Source organism: Streptomyces sp. NPDC026377 (assembly GCF_055567715.1).
In genome coordinates, this window is sequence record NZ_JBVHPV010000023.1 from 1 (window position 1) to 22,745 (window position 22,745).

Annotated in this window: 20 protein-coding genes and 7 pseudogenes; 16 read left to right on the top strand and 11 right to left on the bottom strand. The window is 66.5% G+C overall.

The features are described 5' to 3' along the window. The first annotated feature begins 475 nt into the window (after window positions 1-475). From ACZ4MU_RS31910 to ACZ4MU_RS31925, 4 genes are all read left to right on the top strand, one after another. Window positions 476-640 (top strand): hypothetical protein, encoded by a 165-nt coding sequence (locus tag ACZ4MU_RS31910; protein ID WP_467883033.1) that lies wholly within the window; start codon window positions 476-478, stop codon window positions 638-640. Beyond that, window positions 625-1,413: a class I SAM-dependent DNA methyltransferase gene (locus tag ACZ4MU_RS31915; RefSeq protein ID WP_467883034.1), complete on the top strand. Its 789-nt coding sequence runs from the start codon at window positions 625-627 to the stop codon at window positions 1,411-1,413. The genes ACZ4MU_RS31910 and ACZ4MU_RS31915 overlap by 16 nt, the downstream gene beginning before the upstream one ends. Window positions 1,414-1,673: 260 nt before the next feature. Further along, window positions 1,674-1,913, top strand: coding sequence for a hypothetical protein (locus ACZ4MU_RS31920; RefSeq protein ID WP_467883035.1), 240 nt, complete (start codon window positions 1,674-1,676; stop codon window positions 1,911-1,913). Between the two features lie 895 nt (window positions 1,914-2,808). Then, window positions 2,809-3,369, top strand: a complete 561-nt coding sequence (locus ACZ4MU_RS31925; protein ID WP_467883036.1) for a nitroreductase family protein — start codon at window positions 2,809-2,811, stop codon at window positions 3,367-3,369. Here the strand turns inward: ACZ4MU_RS31925 and ACZ4MU_RS31930 are convergent. From ACZ4MU_RS31930 to ACZ4MU_RS31950, 5 genes and pseudogenes are all read right to left on the bottom strand, one after another. Then, entirely contained in the window at window positions 3,355-3,879 is a 525-nt protein-coding gene (locus tag ACZ4MU_RS31930) for a transposase (protein WP_467883037.1), read from the bottom strand. The genes ACZ4MU_RS31925 and ACZ4MU_RS31930 overlap by 15 nt on opposite strands. A gap of 284 nt (window positions 3,880-4,163) precedes the next feature. Then, complete coding sequence (locus tag ACZ4MU_RS31935) at window positions 4,164-4,520, bottom strand: darcynin family protein (RefSeq protein ID WP_467883038.1); 357 nt, start codon at window positions 4,518-4,520, stop codon at window positions 4,164-4,166. Between the two features lie 597 nt (window positions 4,521-5,117). Further along, window positions 5,118-5,459: pseudogene (locus ACZ4MU_RS31940) on the bottom strand (IS6 family transposase); the annotation flags it as partial. A 187-nt stretch (window positions 5,460-5,646) separates the two neighbouring features. Continuing rightward, window positions 5,647-6,198: an EF-hand domain-containing protein gene (locus tag ACZ4MU_RS31945; protein WP_467883039.1), complete on the bottom strand. Its 552-nt coding sequence runs from the start codon at window positions 6,196-6,198 to the stop codon at window positions 5,647-5,649. A gap of 134 nt (window positions 6,199-6,332) precedes the next feature. Beyond that, window positions 6,333-8,642 carry a molybdopterin-dependent oxidoreductase gene (locus ACZ4MU_RS31950; protein ID WP_467883040.1) on the bottom strand — a complete coding sequence of 770 codons (2,310 nt, stop codon included), beginning with the start codon at window positions 8,640-8,642 and terminating at the stop codon, window positions 6,333-6,335. A gap of 416 nt (window positions 8,643-9,058) precedes the next feature. Here ACZ4MU_RS31950 and ACZ4MU_RS31955 point away from each other — a divergent pair. From ACZ4MU_RS31955 to ACZ4MU_RS31975, 5 genes and pseudogenes are all read left to right on the top strand, one after another. Beyond that, window positions 9,059-9,734: pseudogene (locus ACZ4MU_RS31955) on the top strand (IS5 family transposase); the annotation flags it as partial. 491 nt (window positions 9,735-10,225) lie between these two features. Beyond that, window positions 10,226-10,840, top strand: a complete 615-nt coding sequence (locus tag ACZ4MU_RS31960) for a hypothetical protein (RefSeq protein WP_467883041.1) — start codon at window positions 10,226-10,228, stop codon at window positions 10,838-10,840. Between the two features lie 9 nt (window positions 10,841-10,849). Next, window positions 10,850-11,239, top strand: a complete 390-nt coding sequence (locus ACZ4MU_RS31965) for a hypothetical protein (protein WP_467883042.1) — start codon at window positions 10,850-10,852, stop codon at window positions 11,237-11,239. Window positions 11,240-11,423: 184 nt separating this feature from the next. After that, window positions 11,424-12,116: pseudogene (locus ACZ4MU_RS31970) on the top strand (transposase). Window positions 12,117-12,228: 112 nt separating this feature from the next. Continuing rightward, window positions 12,229-12,726, top strand: a complete 498-nt coding sequence (locus tag ACZ4MU_RS31975) for a DUF6924 domain-containing protein (RefSeq protein WP_467883043.1) — start codon at window positions 12,229-12,231, stop codon at window positions 12,724-12,726. 405 nt (window positions 12,727-13,131) lie between these two features. On the opposite strand, the gene ACZ4MU_RS31980 is transcribed toward ACZ4MU_RS31975, so the two are convergent. Together ACZ4MU_RS31980 and ACZ4MU_RS31985 are read right to left on the bottom strand one after the other, a co-directional pair. Beyond that, window positions 13,132-13,698: an RICIN domain-containing protein gene (locus ACZ4MU_RS31980; protein ID WP_467883044.1), complete on the bottom strand. Its 567-nt coding sequence runs from the start codon at window positions 13,696-13,698 to the stop codon at window positions 13,132-13,134. A 906-nt stretch (window positions 13,699-14,604) separates the two neighbouring features. Further along, a complete protein-coding gene (locus ACZ4MU_RS31985; protein ID WP_467883045.1) occupies window positions 14,605-14,970 on the bottom strand; it encodes a putative quinol monooxygenase in 366 nt (121 codons plus the stop codon). A 60-nt stretch (window positions 14,971-15,030) separates the two neighbouring features. Here ACZ4MU_RS31985 and ACZ4MU_RS31990 point away from each other — a divergent pair, with 60 nt between their 5' ends. Both ACZ4MU_RS31990 and ACZ4MU_RS31995 read left to right on the top strand, forming a co-directional pair. Beyond that, window positions 15,031-15,390: a MerR family transcriptional regulator gene (locus ACZ4MU_RS31990; RefSeq protein WP_467883046.1), complete on the top strand. Its 360-nt coding sequence runs from the start codon at window positions 15,031-15,033 to the stop codon at window positions 15,388-15,390. A 322-nt stretch (window positions 15,391-15,712) separates the two neighbouring features. Further along, complete coding sequence (locus ACZ4MU_RS31995) at window positions 15,713-16,144, top strand: VOC family protein (RefSeq protein ID WP_467883047.1); 432 nt, start codon at window positions 15,713-15,715, stop codon at window positions 16,142-16,144. 70 nt (window positions 16,145-16,214) lie between these two features. Here the strand turns inward: ACZ4MU_RS31995 and ACZ4MU_RS32000 are convergent. Next, window positions 16,215-16,612 (bottom strand): annotated as a pseudogene (locus ACZ4MU_RS32000) (transposase); the annotation flags it as partial. A 314-nt stretch (window positions 16,613-16,926) separates the two neighbouring features. Between ACZ4MU_RS32000 and ACZ4MU_RS32005 the strand changes: the two are divergent. The 5 genes from ACZ4MU_RS32005 to ACZ4MU_RS32025 all read left to right on the top strand — a co-directional run bounded on the left by ACZ4MU_RS32005 (window position 16,927) and on the right by ACZ4MU_RS32025 (window position 20,605). Continuing rightward, window positions 16,927-17,754: an IS110 family transposase gene (locus ACZ4MU_RS32005; protein WP_467883092.1), complete on the top strand. Its 828-nt coding sequence runs from the start codon at window positions 16,927-16,929 to the stop codon at window positions 17,752-17,754. Between the two features lie 409 nt (window positions 17,755-18,163). Further along, window positions 18,164-18,934: a TauD/TfdA family dioxygenase gene (locus ACZ4MU_RS32010; RefSeq protein ID WP_467883093.1), complete on the top strand. Its 771-nt coding sequence runs from the start codon at window positions 18,164-18,166 to the stop codon at window positions 18,932-18,934. Window positions 18,935-19,466: 532 nt separating this feature from the next. Further along, window positions 19,467-19,919 carry an ankyrin repeat domain-containing protein gene (locus ACZ4MU_RS32015; RefSeq protein ID WP_467883048.1) on the top strand — a complete coding sequence of 151 codons (453 nt, stop codon included), beginning with the start codon at window positions 19,467-19,469 and terminating at the stop codon, window positions 19,917-19,919. 364 nt (window positions 19,920-20,283) lie between these two features. Further along, entirely contained in the window at window positions 20,284-20,424 is a 141-nt protein-coding gene (locus ACZ4MU_RS32020; RefSeq protein WP_467883049.1) for a transposase, read from the top strand. Between the two features lie 16 nt (window positions 20,425-20,440). Further along, window positions 20,441-20,605, top strand: a complete 165-nt coding sequence (locus tag ACZ4MU_RS32025) for a hypothetical protein (RefSeq protein WP_467883050.1) — start codon at window positions 20,441-20,443, stop codon at window positions 20,603-20,605. Between the two features lie 112 nt (window positions 20,606-20,717). Here ACZ4MU_RS32025 and ACZ4MU_RS32030 read toward each other — a convergent pair. From ACZ4MU_RS32030 to ACZ4MU_RS32040, 3 pseudogenes are all read right to left on the bottom strand, one after another. Further along, a pseudogene (locus tag ACZ4MU_RS32030) lies at window positions 20,718-20,936 on the bottom strand (NAD(P)-binding domain-containing protein); the annotation flags it as partial. Beyond that, window positions 20,933-21,291: pseudogene (locus ACZ4MU_RS32035) on the bottom strand (enoyl-CoA hydratase/isomerase family protein); the annotation flags it as partial. The pseudogenes ACZ4MU_RS32030 and ACZ4MU_RS32035, both read right to left, overlap by 4 nt. Window positions 21,292-22,213: 922 nt before the next feature. Then, window positions 22,214-22,704 (bottom strand): annotated as a pseudogene (locus tag ACZ4MU_RS32040) (helix-turn-helix domain-containing protein). Between the last annotated feature and the right edge of the window lie 41 nt (window positions 22,705-22,745).

A 22,745-nucleotide genomic window follows, 5' to 3' on the forward strand; every position in this document is an offset into this window, starting at 1 on the left:
CCGTTACGAGAAACGGGCCTACACCTACCTCGGCACCGTCACCCTCGCAGCCCTCATCATCTGGCTCCGAACATGATCCAAGAAACAGTGCCTAGGTGTCGCAGACGTGCATCGCCGGGGCGGCGCCCACATGTTCCTACAGACACGTACCCGAGGGGCCTTGTAGATTTGGGACGCCGAAACGCGAGGCTCCTTGGTCCCGCCAGGCCACCGGGTCGTTGCCGGTGAGGGGGGGGCGATGACCTGGTCGGCCGTGGGGAAGTCGGCGGGGTCGACGACCTTGTTCCACTGGGCCCGGTCGCGGCCACCGAGAGGTGGAGCGGTGTGGTGGCGGTTTCGAGGTACGGGCACCAGGGGGGCAGGGTCCGCTGGAGGTCGGCCACAGGAAAGGGCCGGCCGCACTGTGGCGGGGGCTATCGCTCGGTGCCAGGCCAGGTGGTGGTCTGATGGGCGGCCGGGTCCCAGGTGACGATGGTTGCGCGACGACGGCATCCTGCGGTACCTCACTGATGAACAGTTGCACGAGGTCTTCGAACCTGCCGGATACCTCGGCGAATCCGTGTCCCTCGTCGCCGAAGTCGTCACGACGGCTCGGCAGTGGCTCAAGGAAACGGAAAGGGCCGCATGGAAGCCAGCCTGAAGAACATGCTCTACGACAATCCCGAGTTGTACGAGAAGATCTACGACGGATCCGGCCACGAGATCCCGCGCATGTGCGCGGAGCTGTTCGGCGGTACCCCCAAGACGCTGCTGGACATCGGCTGCGGCACCGGACGCGACCTCGAATACTTCGCAGGCCAGGGGACCTGCTGTACCGGTGTCGACTTCCAGCCCAACATGATCGCCTACGCGCGCGACCACCGGCCCGGCATCGACTTCCAGACCGGCGACATGCGGGTGTTCCGGCTCGGCACGACCTTCGAAGCAATTACGTGCGTCGGCTGGGCCCTCGCCAATCTGCATACTCCCCAGGACATCGACTGCGCCATGGCGACGTTCGCCGCCCACGCCGCGCCAGGCACCATGCTCTTCCTGCACCTGCCCAACGCGATCGGCGACCTCGACGGGCACGGCATGCCGACCCGCTTCGTGATCGACACACCTTCCTTCCAGGCCACGGCCAGTGCCACCTACCGTCTCGACCGCCGCCGCCAACTCCTGTCCCGTGAACGGGTCTGGTCCGTCCCCGGCCGGCCTGACCAGCAGGACTTCGTTCGCTTCCGGCTCCTGTTCCCCATGGAATTGGAGCACTACCTCGCCAACCACGGCTTCACTGTGACGGGCATGTACGACAACACCGCAACCGAGGACAGCGCCCTGGACGGCTTCGCGCTGTACGTGGCCGCGCGGTTCACTGGACAGGTCAGTACAGCTAGGACTTGTCCCGCCGACTCCTTGCCGTTGCGCTTCTGAGCGAGCTGATCCTGGCCGACCCCGGGCCGCTTCCTCATACCAATCAACGGAGCCGCAGGAGTTCAGTCGCTGGCCACATACCGGGATCGCGGACAGCTCGACCGGCACGTCCTCGGTTATCCGTACTGTGCGTCTCCATGAGATTGACTGATAGCCGACAACCTCCACCCCAACGCGCACCCGGACGCCACGGCCTTCCGTGACCTGATCCGGCTGGCGGCCGCCCTCGCTCGCCTGGGGCCGGCGGTCCGCAGCCGGACGTGGGTGATCACCCGCCACCACGCGATGCTCTGCGGGTCCGGATCCAGCAGAACGCGTCCGGCAGGCTGGCTGGGCTCGGCCCCAATGTCATGGCCGGCCGGTACCGCGCGTCCCGGGACGTCAAGGGCACCGTGAGCGGCGGCTCGGTGTCCGCCGAAGTGTTCACCGACACCCCGCAGCAGCGGCGTCTTGAGTATGGGTTCGTCGGCGTCGACTCGCTCGGCCGGCAGTACCGGTAGCCGCCCCACCCGCACGTGGAACCGGCCGTCCAAGAGACCCAGCCCGCCTTCCTCGCCGCGCTACGAGACGGGATTCTGGGACGACGCCCCCGCCTCCCCCTCACCAGGGCCCCTCAGCGCTGTTGCGCCTGGGACCGGCAGGTCCTGTGGCCACGCGGGATCGCCCGCGGCGCGACCGGCTCACCAGCCGGCTTCCCGTACTCGATCCCCGACAGCCTCAACGGGCTCTTCTCGGGCCCCTCGTAACCGGACTGGCACGCCGACGCTGCCTGGAGCTACCAGGTCACCGCCGTCGGAGACCGCGCGGATCAGGTCGAGTGGCTGGCCGACCAGACCAGGAACGCCCTCGTCCCGCACCCCGACAGGCTGGGGGACTCCTCTGCACGTGCCGGGGATGGAGGTCATCGACCGGGAGCTGCTCCTGGAAGACGGTGGAGATCCGGTTGATGGCGCCAGGAGCAATATCGTCTCCTGCGTACAGAGGTTCACGATCACCGTGACCGCTGCCTATCGAATCGTTCCACCTCACCGCGGAGGCCCGTGCCGACGCCCGTCCCCCCAGCCCGGCGCAGCCCCTTGAGAACTGTTCCCGGTGCTGGAGCAGGAGTTGGACAAGGGGCTGCTCGCCCACGGCTGGTCGGACAGCCATGCTCGTGAAAGCACGAGGTTGAAGAGGCATGTCTGGTCGTCGGCGGTCCTTTGGGGACCGGCTCCCGCTGTGACCTCCGTTGCTCTGGCGGCCCTCGCAGACGAAGTGGCGCCGCTAGGGGGCGTATTGAGTCGTGATCTGCAGGTTTGTTCAGCGCGTGGATCTTCGACCCGGTAGATGGTCTGGCGTGGGAGGTGCTCGCGGCCGGCCGGAATACGTACGCGCGGTCGCCGGTTGCAGCGGAACATGCACCATCCTCAAGAGCCGCCCAGAGGCATACATCCACTGCTAGCCGGACGCTTTAGCCCCTACCGGTTCGATCCGTCCGCGGTCGTCGATGACCACGCCCTCGGGTTGCTGTTGGAAGCCGTGCGGTGGGCTCCCTCGGCGGGGAACTCCCAGCCGTGGGGCTTCTTCACCAGCAGGCCCGGTGAGCCGGAGCACGACCGTGTTCTCCCTCACCTTGCACCGAGCTCGGCCCGCTGGGCGACGGACGCGAGTCTGCTCGTCGTCACCCTGACGCGGCGGTACGTCGATGACACCCAGCTGCTCTACTCCGAGTTCGCGGACTACGACCTCGGCCAAGCCATCGCCCACATGACTGTTCAGGCCCAGGCCATGGGGCTGGCCGCGCACCAGTTCCGGGCCTTCGACCTGGAAGGGCTCACCAAGGAGCTGGACCCGAACCCGGGGTGGGCGATCGTTTCCATGGTCGCGGTGGGCAAGGCGGTCGGCGGGCCGCCACAGGGCCGTGCTCGGCACAGCGTCGCCCACTTGCGCTCTGCTCCCTGGTCACCGGTGGAGTAACAGCCGAGCTTTGACTATTGAGCGGTCCTGGTGAGGTCTTGGATCCAGATATCGAGCCATGCAGGTGAAGCTCGGCGAGGTAGCTTTCGGGGGGTCTTGTCGAAGCGCGTCGCTATGTCCCGGCATGCCTTGAGCTTGTTGATCAGGCGTTCGACGGCGTTCCTCTCCGTGTAGAGCTCGGCATCGTGGCCGACGGGCCGGCCGGGAGCCCTTCTTCTTCCGGTTGGCGGCTTGGTCCTTCTTGTCGGGGATCACGGCCTTGATGCCGCATTTGCGCGGGTGGACATGGTTACCGCGAGACGAGTACGCCTTGTCTCCGGCCATTGCGTCCGGCCGGGTGCGGGGACGGCTGACCGGCCCGCGGACCCGCACCTTGTCCAGGACGGGGATGAACTGCGGGCTGTCCGTGGCCTGGCCCGCGGCCAGGACGAACGCCAGCGGCTGGCACTTGGTCAGCGGCCAGGGGAACCTTGCTCGTCTGGCCGCCCCGGGAACGCCCCAGAAGAGCAACCCTCAGCCGGGGCTTGCGCCGACGCCGGGTGCGCCACTGTGCCCGTTGTTGGCGGAAAGCGATATCGATGAGCCGTGACACCATTTGGGTGCTTCGGTGGGGGGCTGGGAGTGCTTTGCGTGGCGAGGGGGCGCCGGTGCCACCGAAGTCCAAACCGGCACCGACTTTACCGCGTGACCCTCACCCAGGCCCGAGCCGCTGCCCAGGACGCCGGCTGACCTCACGCCACGGTATCGAGGCCGTTCGTCCTCGGCTTCGCCAGTCAAGGCAATTAAAAGGCAGCTCAGCTGCGCTGTCCGGTTCGTCGTTCGTAGTCGGCGAAGCCGTCCTCGACTGTCGGCAGCACCAGCTCCACCCGGAAGTAGGGCACGCTCCACAGGGGGCTGTCGCGCGGACCTTCGAACAGGTCGGACCACGAGGTCAGGTCGTTCGTCGTGGCAACAAGGACGTCGGACGGAGCGGCGGCCCATGCTTCAGCGTCGAACCACCGGACTTGGACATTGTCGTGTGTGGCCAGCAGCGGCTGCACGTGATCGGCGATGATCTGCTGACGTTCAGGGCGCCCCAGTGCGAGCCACGCGGGCAGGGCCGTGAGGTGGACGAATATGGTGAACCGCGGCTGCGGTTGGATGGCACTCATACGCCCCATTGTGGATCAACGGCCGGCCGGAGCTCTCCGCGTCAGTCGAGCCGCATGGAGCGCGGGGCGGGTGTGCGTCAGCGGCTGCACGACAGTCATCCGCCCCGCGCCCGGGTCGCCCTGCCGACTGTTGTGACCACTGCGGCCTGTGAGGGATCGGCGGGTGGGTGGGTGCGGTCCGGACACCGCTGCACCGCCGCTGAGCAGGGGCGGCTCCACGGCCCGTAAAGGAGCTTGCTTCGTGGGAGGCCGGCGCGGCCTGACTGGCGCGTTACGACGCACAAGGCCGATGCCACGAGAATGCCCAAGCGAGCTCGCCGTACGTCGGGCGAGGACCCGTCCTTTTGCCCGGCCGGGTGTCACTTATCAGGTGTCACTCATCCAGATCGCGGTCGCCCAACGGCGGCAGTCGTAGTGACAGTGCCGGTCCGGTGAGGGGGAGAGGCGCGGCGCAGGCGGCGACGGGCTCGTTTCCGTCGTGAAGGGGTCAAGCCCACCAGGCGGGCGTGCCGCCCTCATGTGTCTGGTGCCGGGGTGTGGTGGACCCGGTTCCGGGCTGTGCGGACGGCGCGGTGGGCAGGTCGGCGACGTCGGTGATCTGCTCCCAGAGCGGAAGCCTTTCATCGCTCGTTTCCTGGCGGCGGCCTTGTCCCGCCGGTTCTGTACGAGGATGGCGAGTACGTTGCCGTCCTGGTCGACGGCCCGTGACAAGTACTTCAGCTCACCGTTGATCTTGATGAAGACCTCGTCCAGGTGCCGCTTGTCGCAGGTTTAGGGCCGACGACGGCGTAGTCCGTTCGCGTAGGCCTGGCCGAACTTGGCGCATCAGCGGCGGATGGTCTCGTAGGAGACGATGACGCCGCACTTGAGCATCAGCTCCTCGTCCGCACGGAAGCTGAGCGGGAATCGGCGGTACAGCCACACGCAGTGGGAGATCACCTAGACCGGGTACCGGTCGCCCCTGTACGACGGGGGTGCACTTCCCACGGACTACCCCTCCACCATGATCAAATCGGACAGCGTCCCACCCGATCAACCAGTGTGACAGCGCCGCCGACAGGACTGCCTGGCGTGAGGCCTGGACACCGGTGTCCCACGTCCGCAGTGGTGTGGGACACCGGGGGTGTCAGGAGGCGACTTTGCCGAAGAGATGGTTGGCAGGGGCATCCGGGTCGTTGCCGTAGAAGAACTCCGTGAGGGCCTGGTGGAACTCGTCGCGGTCCAGCCCGCCGGAGCAGTCCCGGTCCAGAGCGGCGAAGACCTTGGCGCAGTCCTCGCCGGGCACACCGGCGACCGCGCCGAACATCTGCTGGAACTCGGCCTGGTCGATCTTGCCGTCCGCGTTGAGGTCGACGAGGTCGAAGAAGCAGTTGCTGACCGGCGCGATCTGCTGCGGGTAGAGGGCGGGGTCGGTCAGGACGCTCCTGAAGCCTTCGGTCATCTCCCGCAGATCGACCTTTCCGTCACCGTCCTGGTCCATGGGGGCGATCACGTGCGTCCAGAAGTCGTCCATCCCCTCGGTGAGCCGGCGGGCGGTCGCGGCGTCCGGCGCGGTGTCTCGGGCGGCGATGTAGCGCTCGCTCATCGCGCGGACATCCTTCTGGGTGATGAACCCATCGCCGTCGATGTCGGCGCCCCTGAACCACTGGCCATACTTGAGGTCTTGAAGTGCAGTCACGACTGCGCACAGTATTCATGCGGTTACGTAAGCGCAAACGGATGGGTGGCGCCTCGCGGCGGACCGGCCAGGGGCGGCGCGCGTGACGGTGGCGGACCTGCGACACGCCCTGACAGAACAGGGAGCTTTTCGTATCAAGGTTCGAGGTGTGGTGGCGTGAAGGCGAGCACCTCCGGGAGAGGACCGTCGTAGATCTCGACGTCGACGAGCGCACTGTGCGCGCTCGGCCCCTGGGACAGGCGCGAGCACCCTCGATCCGCCGTGAGGGAGTTCGGATTGCCGTGGCGGTCCAGGGTTCTGCTCACGCCCGGCTGTGCCGGGTCCCACCATGCGCCGGTGGACAGCTGGATGACGCCTGGCATGACGTCGTCCGACAGGACTGCGCCCGCCAGGCAGCTGCCCCGGTCGTTGTAGACGCGGACGATCGTGCCGTTCTCGATGCCGCGGGGCGCGGCGTCCAGCGGATTGATCGTCACGGGCTCACGGCCTCGGATCTTCGACGCCAGGCTGTGGCCACCGTTGTCGTACTGGCTGTGCAGGCGTGAGGCGGGCTGATTCGAGATCAAGTGCAGCGGTAACCGGTCCGACAGGCCGCCACGGAGCCACTCCACCGGTTCGAACCACGCCGGATGCCCAACGCAGTCGTCGTAGCCGAACGAGTCGATCTCCTCGGAGAAGATCTCGATCCGGCCCGACGGCGTCGTCAGGGGGAATCGCTGCGGATCTGCACGGAGCGCCTCGAAGCTGCCGGGGAACGGTCCGCTCAGCGCCGGCAGCTCGGCGGTGGAGCTTCGCCAGAAGTCATCGAAGCCGGGCAGGGCCGCCTCGTCGCCGAGGCTGGCTCTCGTCTGCTCGTAGAGGTGGCGGACCCATTCGATCTCGGAGCGCGACTGCGTGAACTCCTGCTCGTATCCGAGCCGGCAGGCCAGGGCGGCGAAGATCTCGTGGTCGGTGCGCGACTCACCCTCCGGCTCGCGCGCTTTCGGCATCGCGACGAGGTGGGGGTCGCAGAATCCGGCGGCGAAGTCGTCGCGCTCCAGGCTGGTGGCGACGGGAAGGACGATGTCGGCGAACTTGGCCGTCGTGTTCCACCAGGCTTCGTGCACCACCACCGTGTCAGGAATCTGCCAAGCCCGGGCCAGCCGGTGGAGGTCCTGGTGGTGGTGGAAGGGGTTTCCTCCACACCAGTAGATCAAGCGGAGCTCGGGCAGGGTGAGGCGCCGGCCGTCGTAGTCGATGATCCTGCCCGGATGCAGCAGGGTGTCGGCGATCCGTGCGACAGGGATGAAGTCCGCAACGGGGTTGGGCACCCGGGGAATGGACGCCACCGAAGGGCGGCCGGGGGCGACGCCGGTCGCGTCCATCGTCGCGTAGCCCGCACCCCAGCCGCAGCCGGGCCGCCCCATCGAGCCCGCCATGGCGGCCAGTACCACTGACATCCAGATCGGCTGCTCGCCGTGGTCCGCCCGCTGTATCGCGTAGTTGACCATGATGAGCGAACGCTGCGCCGTGAGGCGGCGCGCGAGGTCGAAGATCGTGTCATGGCTGATGCCCGTGATCGCTTCTGCCCAGGCAGCGTCCTTGGCGATGCCGTCGAACTCGCCGGTCAAGTAAGAGGCGAAGCGGTCGAAACCGACGCAGCACCGGCGTAGGAAGTCCTCGTCGTGCCACCCGTTGACCAGCATCGTGTGGGCGATGCCGAGCATCGCGGCGGTGTCTGTGTTGGGGATGACGGGCAGCCATTCGGCGTCGAGGAAGCCGGCGGTGTCGCTGCGGATGGGACTGACGTTCACGAACTGCACCCCGGCCGCACGGCACTTTCGCTGCAGGTCCTGCGTCTGGTGCCGGGCCAGCCCGCCCGGGTTGATCTGACTGTTCTTGAGAGCCAGCCCCCCGAACGCCAGCACGAGCTCACAGTTCTCGGCGATCTCGTCCCACATCGGCATCCGGGACTGATAACTCCACGGTGCCCCGCCAATCACGTGGGGAAGGATGACCTCCAAGGCCGCGGTGCTGTACGTGTTGCGAGAGTCGGTGTATCCACCGCCCAACGCCAGGAACCGATGGAGTTGACCCTGCGCGTTGTGGAATGCGCCCGCACTCGCCCAGCCGTAGGAGCCGCCGAACACGGCGCTGTCCCCGTGCTGTGCACGCACTCGGCGCAGTTCCTCGCTCACCAGCGTGATCGCGTCATCCCAGCTCACCTCCACGAAGGCGTCCATGCCCCGGGCCGTGTCATGAGCGCGCGGCAGACCGTTCAGCCAGCCCTTGCGCACCGCAGGCCGTAACACGCGGGCGCTGTCGTCGGCGGCTGTCACCATTCCGGGGCCGATAGGAGACGGGGCGGGATCATCGTTCCTCGGCTCGATTCGCACCAGCCGACCGGAATCAACTACCGCGACGAAGCTGCCCCAGTGTGTTGCAACCGACATGCGTCGTTCCACGGTGCATCAACTCCATCTCTGAAGTTCCCCCGGCGCTCGGACAGCGGTCACTGACGCCACGGGACTCCATGTCAGTCGGCGGGCCGCAGGACACAGGCTCCCCCTGCCGCCCGCCGCCCAACCCTGTAGGTGTACGAACCTTCCAAGAGCGCACAGGAGACAAGGCGCAGCGACTCATATCAGGCAGCACCAGTACCTGCCGCCAAACGACGGCTCAATCAGCGAGTCGCCCAGGAGGGGCAGCGCAGAGGCGGAGGAGCCGTCCTACTGACCTTTCCGATGAGGTATTGGGGTGACATCACGGGTGTTTCGCACTACGCCGGTGTCATGCGGTATGCGCAAAGGGGAGGACTTACTGGCCCTAACAAAAGTGGTTGATCATGTGGCTGTCGGCTTGATCGCTCGTTGATGTGGTCATGGGGAAGCGTCAGTCGAGGCCGTGGATTGCGTCGGACGAACTGTGGTCGCTGATCGAGCTGTTGCTGCGCGAGCCGCCGCCGAAGCAAGTGGAAGGGCGGCCACGGGTGCCCGACCGTCAGGCCTTGTGCGGGATCCTGTTCGTCCTACCCACCGGCATCCAGTGGGAGTACCTGCCCCAGGGGCTCGGCTTCGGCTCGGGCATGACCTGCTGGCGGCGCCTGGCGGCCGGATCGAAGCCGGCGTCTGGGACCAGCTCCACCAGCTGCTGCTGAACAAGCTGCGGTCCATGAACCAGCTGGACTGGTTCCGGGCGGTGATCGACTCCTCCCACATCCGGGCGGCACGCAGGGGCGCAAAAGCGGACCCAGCCCGGTCGACCGCGCACGCCAGGGCAGCAAACACCACATCATCACCGACGGCCAGGGCATCCCGCTCGCGGTGACCCTGACCGGCGGAAACCGCAACGACATCACCCAACTGCTGCCGCTGCTGGACAAGATCCCCGCCGTTGCCGGCACTGTCGGCCGGCCATGGCATCGGCCCGACATGCTCTTCGCCGACCGCGGCTACGACCACGACACATACCGCAGGCTCCTGCGGCAGCGCGGGATCAGGCCCGTCATCGCCAGACGGGGAGAGCCGCACAGCACCGTCCTGGGCACCTTCCGCTGGGGCCAGTTAATCCACAGTCCATTAGGTGGCAAGGCCGGCAACGGCGCTTTGGCGTCCCGCCTTCTACCCGTTCTGCTGTTCCAGCTCAGACAGCCACGTAGACACGCGCACCTCCACCGCAGGGTCGATGAGCAGACCATGCCTCGGCTGCCCACCGCCTCCATCCGAACCGTTCGATGCCGGCTGGCCCGCCGCACGGACACGTTGGCGGTAAGGACCGACACGAAATGCCATCCGCTGCGCACGGTCAGCAGGCAAACCTCCGTGATAGGGAAACCCTTTCACTAGTTGTTGTCTCGTCAGGTCAAGACGATAGGGGAAACCTTGCTCTTTTGTCCCTCAGTGAAAAGCGCGTTAGCATCCGGTCTGCCCTCCCTCGGTGATACAAACCCACCCGCCGAGGGGTACACCGTGCGCGAGAAGAGACTCTGTGGAGACCTCATCGCTTCACGAGGGCCAGCCGCGCGCACCCTACGTACGGAAGGCTAAACGTGAACCGTAAGAGCTGGCGTATTCGCACCACCGTCATCTCTGCAGTCGTCGCAGGAGCCGTAGCCGTAGCCAGCGTCGGAACCGCAAACGCTGCGGTAGCCCTCGACAGTGGCAAGTCGAAGGCACTCACAGCCCAGAACACCCCGCTGGCCACCGCCAGGCTCAGCCTCGAAGAAGGCCAACTGGAACAACTCGGCTCCGAGGACGAAATCCTCGCAGCAATCGAGAACGCCTTCACCGTCATCGACGCCATCCCCGACGAAGTCCTGGAGAAGGGACAGGAAGCCACACAGCAGTGGCTCCAGAAGGAACTAGCCGCCAGCGGCCATGAGGACGCAGCGACCCGGAAATTCAGCGCCACCAAGTGCGGAGCGGGAATCCTTCAAGCCATAGGTTCCAACATCTTCGCTGTCGCCAAGATCTACAAGATGAAGAAAGCGATCGACAAGCTCGGCGGAATCAAAAAGATCGTCAACCAGATCCGCAGTGCAAAGAAGAAGGGCAAAACATTTAAGCAGGGCATCCGGGACATCTTCGAAGAGGCCGGCGCAGGCATGGGATCCATAGCCCTCGGACTCCTGGGAGTCGACGGCGTTATCAAGAACTGCTGGTGAGGAGACCCGGTGAACACCCCGGCAGAGGCTTTGCGGTGGGCATTTCTGTGCGGTGCCGCCACTCTCCTGGTCGCAGGCATCATCGCAGGCATCCGGAAACGTTCCATGGGAGCTAACTTTGGCGCAATCATCGCCCACACGGAGAAGGAGTGGTTCAGCGCTAACAAGGCCCTTGTCGCCATCGCCGCCGGCTACCTTGGTTCGCGGATCGCAGCACACGTCGGCGGAACATCCCCTGATGCGGGCGAAAGCCTCGCAATCCTCTTCCCGCTAGGCATCGTTGCCGCGTTCGTCGCGACCCGACTCGCGGCGAGGAGAGCCGATCACGCCATACGGATCATGGTGCTAACGCTCGTTGCTGCACCCATCGTGCTCGGAGTCGCCATGACAGGCTGGTAACGAGCACACCTCGGCTGCCTCCCGCATGGAAGCGCGGGAGGCAGCTGGGCGTCACGAGTTGCACCTGGTGCCCCAGCCCCACCGGAAGACCAACAGGCGCGGTCAGGTTTACGAGTTGGTGCGTGAGCTGGAGGTTGTCCAGCTCGCACTCGACCTGCCCTACGCCCTGGTCGAGTGGGTGACCATGCTCGTCGTCACCCGCGAGGGTGACCGTCGCTGCAGACTACCGCCGCACCAGCGTGCGCTGGTCGGCCTGGTGCACCTGCGCAGGCACGACACCTTTGCGTAGATCGCGTCCGGTTTCGGCATCTCCGTCAGCACCGCCCACGCGTACACGGCGGTCGTGATCAATCTGCTCGCCGACCGTGCGCCCGGCCTGCCGCGTTCGCTGCGCGAAGCCAGCCCTGACTACGTCCTATTGGGCGGCACCCTGGCGGAGTGAGACCGGGTCGGCGGCAGCCGGGCCGACTGCTCCCATAAGCACCGTCGGCACGGAGTGAACGTGCAGATGGTGACCGATCCGGCCGGACGGCGGCTGTGGATCTCGCCGGCACTGCCCGGCCGTGCCCACGACCTGACAGCGGCACGTATCCACCGGATCATCCGGATCTGCGAACGCCAAGGCGTCCCAGTCCTCGCCGATCGGGCCTACATAAGAGCCGCACCGTGGGTGACGACACCTCTCAGACGCCCGCCGGGCCGCCAGCTCACACCGACCCAGCAAACCGTCAACCGTGCGCTGTCTGCGGCCCGGGCACCGGTCGAACGCGGCGTGGCACTACTGAAGTCCTGGCGCATCTTCCGCAGATCCCGGTCCAGCCCGAATGAAATGACGTCAATCACCAAGGCCGTCCTCACGCTGGAGCGGCAACGCTGAAAACGCTCAGTCTGCGGTGGCGGCGCCGAGCTTGGGAGATTCGTCGCGAGGAGGCGATGTCAGTGCTCCGTGAGACAGTCGGGCGTTTGACCGAGCCTTACGGGAGGGGTGTATGCGGGTGTTGCCGGAGATTGCCGGACGTGATGAGTGGGCTGCTCTGATCATCAGGACTGACTACAACGATGAAGCCGCATGGCGGGCGGTGGTGGCGGATCTGACTCGGCCCTGGGGTGAGAACGGCGAGTTCGAGGCCCATGTTCACTTTGTCGATGATCCAGTCTGGGCCGAGGCCCCGCCCGACGAGGTCCTCGCTGCCGTCAGCCGGGATGAGAACCTGAGCGTGGTGTTCGTCGCTGACAGTGTGACTGTGCAGTCCGCCCATCGCGCGCTTCTTGCCCTCAACATGGGAGTCGAGGAGGAGGATCTCGACCCGATGTACTACCAGGAACTCATCGACTCCCCGATGCCCCGTGAGTTCCGTACCGTTCCGGCCGCTGTCCACGACGTTCATGCGAATCTGTCGATCGCGAACCTGGATTTCGAGGACTTTGCCGAGGCCGCGTCTACCGATCCCGAGGGTGTCCTCAGACCTTTCCACGAAGGCGTGTGACATCGTGTTCGTGTGACGTGATCCGACGTAGTAGAGCTCAATGACCGCTCGCGGCTCCCGCTGGCCGGCTTTACCGTCAGCCGGTTGCGGGTGGATTGAGAGCTGGGTCTGCGGCTGGGCGAGGACGCCTGGATCAGCATAGAAGCCGACGCCGCGACTGACCGCACGAAGTCCCGGTGCTCGGCGCCGTTCCCTCAGCCTGCGCCCCTGTGATGCCCGCGCCCGTGCCGTACATACAGCACTCAGGGCCGGTCGGTACGGCAGCGGCCCGAGGAGGAAGGACGCATCCTCGAACAGTGACCGCCCTGAGTTCCTTGATGGGAGAGCGGTCTGCGTCACTGTTGATCCGCCAGCCGACGGATGAACAGTGACGCTGCAAAATGAGCCCTCAGCCCAGCCAGGTGGTCAGTCGATGAACGCGAAGCGGTTGTTGCCGGCTGTGCTGCACGGCCACTGGATGAGGTCAGCGCCGTTGCCCTTGCTGGCGCCTGCAACATTCAGGCACTTCCCGCTCTTCTTGTTCTGGAGCTGGTACGTGCCGTCCGAGAACCCCTTCAGGTACCACAGGCCGTTCGCCTGCTCGTTGCACGGCCACTGGACGACCTTGGCCCCGTTGGCGGTGCTCCCGCCCTTGACGTTCATGCATTTCTGGCTGTGGTAGTTCTTGACCTGCACTGTGCCGTCACTGGCCGCGTAGAACCCCCACCAAAGGTTCCCCTGCGAAGCACATGACCACTGATCGAGCTGTACGCCGTTCCCAGTGTTCCACCCCGGCAGGTCGGCGCACTTCCCGGAGTGCACGAACTTCATGTAGCCCCAACCGTCACCGGCCTGAGGCGATAACTGCTGCCCCACAACCTGGCGCTCCACAGGACTGTCTTGGGCCGCGGCAGCACCAGCGGGCAACACCGTCGCGGCCAGTCCGGCAAGAACCGCTGATGCGGCGATGCCAGCCCTCTGAAGACTCAGCATAGTTTCCTCCGTTTTCCCGTCCGTTCGCACCGGCCCTCCCGGTGCGAATTCCACGGACGAGAACCTACGGAGCCCTGACTCGGCGCAAATCAACCCAGGGGTGGCAAATTCAGTAAACTCGCGTAGTAGCTGCCGTAAACTTTCACAGTAGTGCGCACGCATCCAGCACGACCCGTGCCGTGCACAAGCGGATAGAGCTCGTCCCGGCCGAGCCCCTACGGCGACACATCCGTTGGACGCCCTGGCGACCGGTGGGGCTGCCTGGCACTGCTCCTCGTCTTGCCGTGCGCGTCAGCCCAGCAGCCCCGTGCGCGTCAGGCGGCAGCACGGCACGTGGATGTGCCGGGTCAGATCGACGTCAGATCGACCAGCTCCGGGGAGCTCAGCGCGCACCGCCCGCGCGGGTGCGTCAGGCATCGGGCGGGTGTCTGTGCCGGGTGCCGGGGGTCGGTGTGGGGTCAGGGCAGAGCGATGGCACGGTCGGCTTGCGCAGCGTGGGGGAGTAGGGGAGTGGGCGTGGTCAGGTTGGGTGTGGCGGTTTGGGGTGTGGTGAGGAGGCAGTTGAGGAGGAGGCCGGTGGAAGCGTTGCTGAGTGCGTTGTGGCTGGCCGGAGTAGGCGGTCGTGCCAGTGAGCGGGCAGGGCGAGGGCGATGAAGGTGGCGTGGAGGCCGGGCAGGGTGAAGGAGTCGGCCGCGCAGACGTTGTCGGCGGAGAATTTCAGGACGTCGAACTGTGCGGAGTGGGGGCCGTGAAGGTCGAGGGCATCGAAGAGGATCCCGGGTTGGTGATGGGCAGGCTCGTTGTCACCAGATCGGAAGGCGTGTCACACAGGGCGGTCCGGAGGTCGTGGGGGTTGAGTCCTGCTCCGTGCGGTTCGCTGAGTGGCATCAGCCGCTGGGGTAACCCTCAGGCGGGAGCGGGAGCGGGAGCGGGAGCGGGAGCGGGAGCGGGTTCGGGGTAGGGGTAGGGGTAGGGGCTGAGCATGGTGTCGAAGTAACCCTCCGGGGCTTCTTCCAGGAAAGTCGACAGGTTTTCCAGGAAGGCGCGCAGCGGGGGCGTCGCGTTGTGCCGGTCCAGGTCTTCCTGTGAGCGCCAGACCTCGTACAGGAAGAAGCGGCCGTCCTCGTGCTCGTGAAGGTGGTACTGCAGGTTGCCAGGCTCTTGCCGGGTCGGTTCCACGAAGGCGGAGAGGGTGCGCCGGACCTCGTCCGCGTGCTCCGGCCTGGGCCGCAGGAAACCGTAGAGGGCGATGGGGCGATCTGTGTTCGTCATGTCCCTCAGGCTAAGATCTCACATCAATGTGAGGTTCAAGGGGTTTGTGAGGGGCACCACATGAAGATCGGTGAGCTCGCCGCCGCGACGGACACCTCAGTCCGGCTGCTGCGCTACTACGAGGAGCAGGGCCTCCTGGAGTCCTACCGCCTTGACAGTGGCCACCGCCGCTACAACGACAGCGCCCTCGCCGTGGTCCGCCGCATTCGCGCGCTGCTGGACGCCGGCCTGCCGACGCGGGTCATCCGCGACCTGCTGCCGTGCGTTCGCCAGGACGGCACGGTCGCCGGATGCAAACTGGAGACCCTTCAGGAACACCTTCAGGGTCTGGACGAACGGATCTGCGCGCTGTCGGAAACCCGTGCCTCTCTGGCCGGGCTCATCTCCGCCACCGAAGCCCGCGAGCCGGCACTCGGGTAAGACCGCCACCACTACCGCGCATCCGCGGTGACGTCGATCCTCTCGCCGGGACAACGCGGAGGCTCGCGCAACCTCTGGCCTGCCGTCCCGGCCAGGCTTCAGTCTGTGCGAAGGCCGTCCCTCTTTTCCCTGCAAGCCGAGGACCGGTTTCCGTGAAGGCCAACTCGTTTACGACCGACACCACCTCGCATCTCCCAAACCAACTGACAGTCCCGCAGGTCAGAGGCCTCCCTTTGCCCGGAGCGCGACAGGACTGTCCTCCCGGCAACGTGTGGATCCACCCGCCCGGGGAGGGGGGCAGGGCCCCTGTTATCGTGCGTCGATGTCAACGATCAAGCAGTTCCAAGTGACCTTCGACTGCGCGGAACCCGCGCGCCTCGCCGCGTTCTGGTGCGAGGTGCTGGGGTACGTCGTGCCGACAGTCCCGGAGGGCTTTGCCACGTGGGAGGAGTACCACCGCTCGCTGCCGCCTGAGGACGAGGTCTACTTCGCGTGTACTGATCCTTCGGGTGTGGGCCCGCGCGTGCTCTTCCAGCGAGTTCCCGAAGGCAAGGTCGTCAAGAACCGGGTGCATCTTGATGTGTGGGTCGGCACAGGGCTCGAGGGTGACGAGCGCCTGGCCACACTCGAAGCAGAATGCGCACGGCTGATGGCGCTCGGCGCGAAGCATGTGCTGACGCAGCGCGCTGATGACGTCAACGAGTCGTGCATCACGATGCAGGACATCGAGGGCAACGAGTTCTGCTTGGCCTGATTCTTCTCCGGGACTGCGAGGGGGAGCCGTCTCCCGGGGACCTCTCAGGTCTCGTATACGGCAGGAGCCTTCCCGTGAGCGCGAGGTCGTGCAGCCGGGCGACGGCCGAGCATGGCGTGTAGGACGCCGTCGCCCCTGAGACGGCAGTCGCGGAGGATCTTCCAGGTCTTCATACGGGCGAAGACGTGCTCGACGCGGGCCCGGACCTGTTTGTGCGAGGTATTGTGCTTGCGCTTCCAGCCCGGCAACTCTTCGCTCCGGGCGCGGCGGTGGGGCATGAGCAGGCCGGTGTCCCGATAGCCGCCTTCGGCTATCGGGAGGGTCCTGACCACGGCGGCCTTCGCGCCGGACTCCTCCCCATGCCCGGCAGTCGTTGCGATTGCCGGGCAAGGGCTCACCGACCACAACGACCAGGCGGGTATTCGCGTCGATGACGACCTGGCGGTTGGTGGAGTACCGGTAGTTCTCATAACTCATCGGTGAGCCCGAGCACGGCAGTGCAAGGGCCTCCATGCGAGGTGGAAGCCTGCCGCCTTTCGGCCCTGGATCCCTGTGTACAGACCGGCTATGCCTGGCCCGCGCCCTGCCGGTGGAGACCTTCGGTAGTTCCGGGACCTTGATCTGTCGTCAAAGACCGGTCCTGCCTGCCCGGCAGGAGCTCGGGTACCAGCTTTCATGTCCTCAGCCCCCCGACGAGGCCACCTCTCAGCAGTTCGCGAGCCATGAGCTCTCCAGCAGACCGAGGTCCCTGTCGGTCGCTGGAGACACGAATGGCTCATGAGATGACGTGCCTTGAGTACTTTCGTGAGAGCGCCGCGTGCTCCGCACAGGTACGACCTGCTGATTCATACGGAGGCACAGGGTTGAACAAGATCTTCTGCGGCATTGACTGGGCGGAGGGGTACCACGACGTAGCCCTGGTCGACCAGGACGGAACCCAGGTCGGAAAGCTACGGATCAGCGACGACAGCGCCGGCTTCCACGCGCTGATAGAACTTCTGGCCCAGCACGGTGACACCGCAGCAGAGCCGGTCCCGGTCGCCATCGAGACGCCGCCCGGGCTTTTCGTCGGTTGCTTGCGGGCCCACCGGTCGCGAGATCTACGCAAGCCATCCACTGGCGGGGGCACGATATCGCGATCACGCTCGCGTCGCCCGAACCACGTCAGACGCAGCGGACGCCCGGATTGCAGCCAACACCTTGCGGACCGACCGGCACGCCCGCCGGCCTCTGCCCGACGACAGCGAGGCCGGGAGCGGGCTGTCGCCGTCCTGGCCCGCGCTCACCAGGACGCAATCTGCGACCGGCAACAGATGATCAACCGGCTCCGGTCACACCTGCGCGAGTACTGTCCAGCCGCTCTCGCTGCCTTTCACGGCCCTGGAGAACCCGGACTCGACTCGCCAGGCGCCCGCGTGATCCTGACCGCTGCACCCACGCCGACCGATGCCGCCAAGAGTCGGCCAGGAAGCGGGGATGGTGGTCGACCCGTCAGCCGTCTCCTCTTGGAGGGGACCGAGACGAGGGACCATGGGTACGCCGATCGGATCGACAAGGAACAGCGGCAGTCCGTGGAGCGGCTGGGCACCGGCGGCGGCCTCGACACGTAACGCCGCCGCCCACCGGTCGCGCTTTGTCCAGAGGGGCACTGGTGCCAGGGTGCGTGCTTCGTGCGCCGGTGCTTCGCGCCTGGGCCGAACCCGAGGGGTAGGCAATCATCAAGGGACTCGACGTCCGCGCTTCACCGCCACGCGGTGGGTCGGGCTGCAAGGCCGCAACTGGCGTCGTGACCGCATGAGCTGAGAAGCCCCCGGTACTGCCCGATAACCCAGTTGATGCTGCCACGCACGCCGCGGAGCGCCAGCTCGGGGATAGGAAGGCTTTATGGAAGAAGCATCTGGTGGTGCGGAACGACGTTGGTGGGACCACGCCACGCTGGACGACGAGGACTGGCTGATACCACCGCTGCTGAGCCGAAGGGGTGGAAGCTACAGCACGGAGGAGGCTGAACACGTTGTCATGCCGAAGGGGCCCGCCCTGTCTTCGTCCACGCCTGCTTTGAGCGAAGAAGCGGCGCGTCGTGTCCTGTCAGCCTTGTCGCACAGGCCCGGGTTCGCCGCCCTGCGGGGTCTTGGAGTGGACGGGCTCAGCGATGAGGCGTGCGCCGACTTGTGCCGGTCGGTGATCTCCGTAGCGGGAGCACCTCGTCCCAGGGAATCCGCCGCGCCGATGGACGATCTCCTCACCACGCCGCAAGCCTCAGCGAGCGCAGACGGAAATCGCGTTGGTGTGGAGGTGGCGGCGCTGGCCCCGCACACCGACCGGGCCGGCCCGCCCGGACCACCGCGTTTCCTGGCCCTGCTGTGCGTCAGACCCGCTCCCCAGGGCGGGGAGACCGTGCTGATCAGCGGGCGCAGCGTCCATCAACGGCTGCTGGACTGCCGGCCTGCGGTCTTGCCGGAGCTCTACCGTCACTTTCACTTCGGCGCGGAGCCCGCACTTGCCCGCACCGCCCCCGTCTTTACCCGGACCGGGAACCGTGTCTCAGTGCAGTACAACCGGTATCAGATCGAACGCGGCCACCAAGCCGTCGGCCGCCCGCTGACACCGGCACAGACAGATGCTCTCGACGCGTTCGACGAAGTACTCCGCGACCAGACCCTGCTCCAACGCCTGCAACTGCGCCGCGGGGACCTCCTCCTCCTGAACAACTACACGGTTCTGCACGGTCGGACCGCCTACACCGACCCTCACCGGCAACGCTGCCTCACCCGAGCCTGGGCCGACTGACGCAGCACCGACGAGTCCATCCCTGCTGGGCGGAACATAGCCACCGACGCCGGTTACCCGAGCCGGCGATCCTGCGGACCATTGTTCCTCCCCGCGCTACACGTCCACGTGCAGTGCGGGAGGCTCGCATGCCCCTGCACCCATCGCCTACGGAGACCCCATCAACAACGCACCATCTCCCGCCACCAGTCGCCCCCAACCCGCGGGAGCCGGAAGACAGGAGTCGACCGTCGCTACTCACGGCGCCCCCCGAAGACAGCTCACTCAAGCGGCTTGACACTACATAGCAGGCTCAGGGGTATCGCCTGCAGCATGTGAGGCGACGCAATGGAGACGAAAACGGCCCTCTAGGGCTCCGCGGGCAAGATGCGTTACGTGACTTCGCCGTATGCCTGTGCATTGCGGGCAGTTGGCGTCCGCAGCGTCACTGGGCTTGATGCTCGCTCCGCAGTACAGGTGGCTGCCGCCCCCCACGGGCGTGACAGGCCCCAGGCCATCTCCCCGTGACGCGCAGCCGTTAGCCTTGATGCTTATGAACCAGCGGAAAAGGAAAAAGCTCTCCCGTCATCTCTTCGGTGCGACTCTGATGGGTGACGTCGCGCGTGTGAAGATGGTGTTGCGGGCTGGGCTCGACCCCAGCGAGCCGTACAGCGATGGCACCACCCCTTTGTATCTGGCATCCGTCACCGGAGAAACGGACATCGCCCGTCTTCTCCTCAAAGCCGGCGCCTCCCCCAACGCCGAGAGCGGCGGGGGAATGGGCTCGGAGGGCACTGCGCTGTGCGCGGCCGCGTGCTGGGGACGCGCTGCAACAGTGCGCGAACTGTTGGCGCACGGCGCCGATCCCAACCTGCGCGAAGACCACGGAACGGGCCGCTCCCCGCTGGAGTGGGCCAACGAAGGCCCTCACCCTGAAACCGCCGAGCTTCTCATGGCAGCGGGAGCCACCTCCCACAAGAACGCCCGGACAACCCAGGGCCCATAAAAGTCCATGGTGGTTGCGAAGGTGTGAGGGATCGCATCAGGCGGCAACCGGCTGCCGACTGCCCGCACCTTCCAAAGCCATTCCGTCCGCGGAGATCGCGGAACTGTCGGAGTTCTGCAATGCCACGGTGCGGATCATCCCGTTCTCGGCACCGGCCTACCGCGTGACGTCCGGCGGGTTCAGGGTCCGGGACTGGGACTCGGCCCCAAGGCCCTCCCGGGGCTGGCCGTGGCCGTCACTACGGCGTCGCCCACGATGCACGTGGTACAAGCCCAAGGTGGTCAAACAGTTCGCCCGCCGTTTCGACTTCCTCCCTGCAGGGCTTTGGCGGACCTTCCACGGCTGCTAATCGATCGGCGGCGACGTGGTCCTGGACAATCTCTGTGCCCACAAGGGCGAAACCATGCCGCGCTGGGCCAAGAAGCACTGGGTCGAGCTGTGCTTCGCCCCGGCCTACGCGTCCTGGGCGAGGCTGATCGAGATCCACTTCGGTCCGCTGCGGTAATTCACCGTTGCCGATAATGGAATCGCAGGAGGTGTCCATGCTCGCCCTGCACCTGCTCCAGTCCGCCCTCGTGCACGTCAACACGCTGGTGATGCAGCAGGTCCTCGCCGATGAGGAGTGGGCCGACACGCTCACCGATGCCGGCGGCGGGCCCTGTCACCACTGTTCTGGACGCACGTGAACCCCTACGGCCGGTTCGAGCTGGACATGAGCAGCCGCCTGGAGCTGGGCCTGGTCTCCCCGGCCAGGGCGGTGTTTGGCCCACGCAGCCCGCAGGGCGATGCGGCATCAGCCACCATGTTGTTGCAGATTTTTGCGGCCTGGCCGGCGCCCGCGGCGCGCGTGCACGACCTTCCTGCCCATGGCGCCGAGCAGCGGTTCGGCGGCGGCCGCGAGGCCAGCAGGTCGGCCGCGAGGTCGAAGCCCAGGACGCAGTGCCCGGCCTTGAGGAGGTTGGCCGCCATGGGGCCACCCATGTGGCCGAGCCCGATGAATACGACGGTGCTGATCACCGGACGACCTCCCACGATGATGTGGTCGCGACAAGCCGGAGCTCGTTCGCGTCGAGCGGGGCGAAGAACCTGTCCACGTCAGCACGGATGACGTCTTCCAGCGTGGCCGGGGACCAGTGCGGATCGCGGTCCATATCGATGACCTGGCCCCGAGTGCCCTCCACGAGGTCGGGCGAGGACAGGGCGCGCGTGAGACGCGGTACTCCTGTTCCAGCACCCGCTCCAGCGGTCCGAGCCCCCGGGCCCGGCGGAGCGAGGCCAGGGTGACTTTGACCGCCGTGGGGGACTTAGCCAGGAGGATTTCGGTCGCGTCCTTCGCGGCGGGCACGCCCGACGCGGGCAGCCGCGCGACCACGTACCCCTGCAGCAAGGAGTGCACCGGGTCGGTGGAGCCACTTCTGTTGCTGTCCGGCTCGTTGCGTCGTACGTCATGTTGCTCGCGTCCACTGTCGGCACCGGCTACGCCATCCGCTGGCGCGTCGAACTGAGAGACGGGCTGGCGGAGGGTCAGAGGAAGCGGCCGCTGGCGAGGTAGGGCGCGGGGACGGGCGTGCCACGGGCGGCGATATAGCCTTCCTGGCCGATGCCGAGACGTGCGGCGCCGCTCCACTGTCGGCACCGCCATCCGCATACCGCATGGTCGTGGCGCACAGCAGGGATCACGCTGTGTCAACCCCGACATCACGCAGAAGAGGCCAGTAATGCAGTGTTGTCAGTCGCCATGCCCACGACCGGATAACAAAGCTCCAACCCTCCCGATACCTGCCTCAGCGGGACCAGACCACGCTGACCTGCTCGTCGGGGCAACCTGTCAGCGGCCGACTCAGTGCGTCCCGTTCGGCCGGGGGTCGATGCTCAGTCCCCAGCTGATTTTGTCTGCCCCTCAGTCCGTGACGTACTGACAGTGATAGCCCAGCGCTGGCGGCGGCCATGTGGACGGATGTATTCCACCCTCGACCGGTTCCAGGCAACAAAGACAGCGATCAGGGCCCGGTGGTCGATGCCGCGCTTCTTCGCGTCGTCGAAGTACAGGCCGTCGTACGGCGAAAGCCAGGTGCGGCCGCGGCCTCCGGGGGGCACGGCGCGACTGCCGTCCGTCGGACTGTACGTCAGGACGCGCTTCCGTCGGAGAAAGGAAACGGCGGTTCGCCCAACCATCTGGTTCAGTGAGCCAAAGCTCAGTCGTTGTCACCGGCGAAGCCGGATGACATGGCGAAGGAGACCGAACGAAGCAGCGTGTTTGTCACCGACAAGGCAACGCAGCTTGTCACAGCCGCTCACCCCGCAGCCCTTCTGTCACCAGTCCCGCGAGCAGCGGTTGCAGAGGTGCGCGGCCGTTGGCGCTCACCTTGCGGTCCGAACATGATCAGGTACTCGACCGGACCGCCGGGGCTGGAGTTCGCCACCCCGTGCGGAGTGCGGGCGGGTCCTCGAGGGCGGGCAGGACGTGCTTGTGGGCGTGCAGCCCGCCGACGTACCGGGTCAACGGCACCACCGCCTTGGCGTCGCCGAAGCCCAGCGGCGCCACAGCGCGCCGCTGGGCCGCTGGGGCGGGTGCTGTGCCGGCCAGCTCGTCCAGGGAGACGCCGTACTCCTTCGACTGCCGCAGGAGAACCTCCAGCGTGGGCTTGCGTCGGCCGGTCTCGATCCGGGACAGCGTGCTGGGCGAGATGCCGGTCGCACAGCTGACACCGGCGAGCGTCGCGCCGTGGTGCTCGCGCGCGGCCCGCAACGTGGCCCCATCGAGGCCTCCGCCGGCACCGGTCACGCCACCCCGTCCCCGACGCTGACGCCCGGGCGGTCGGTTCG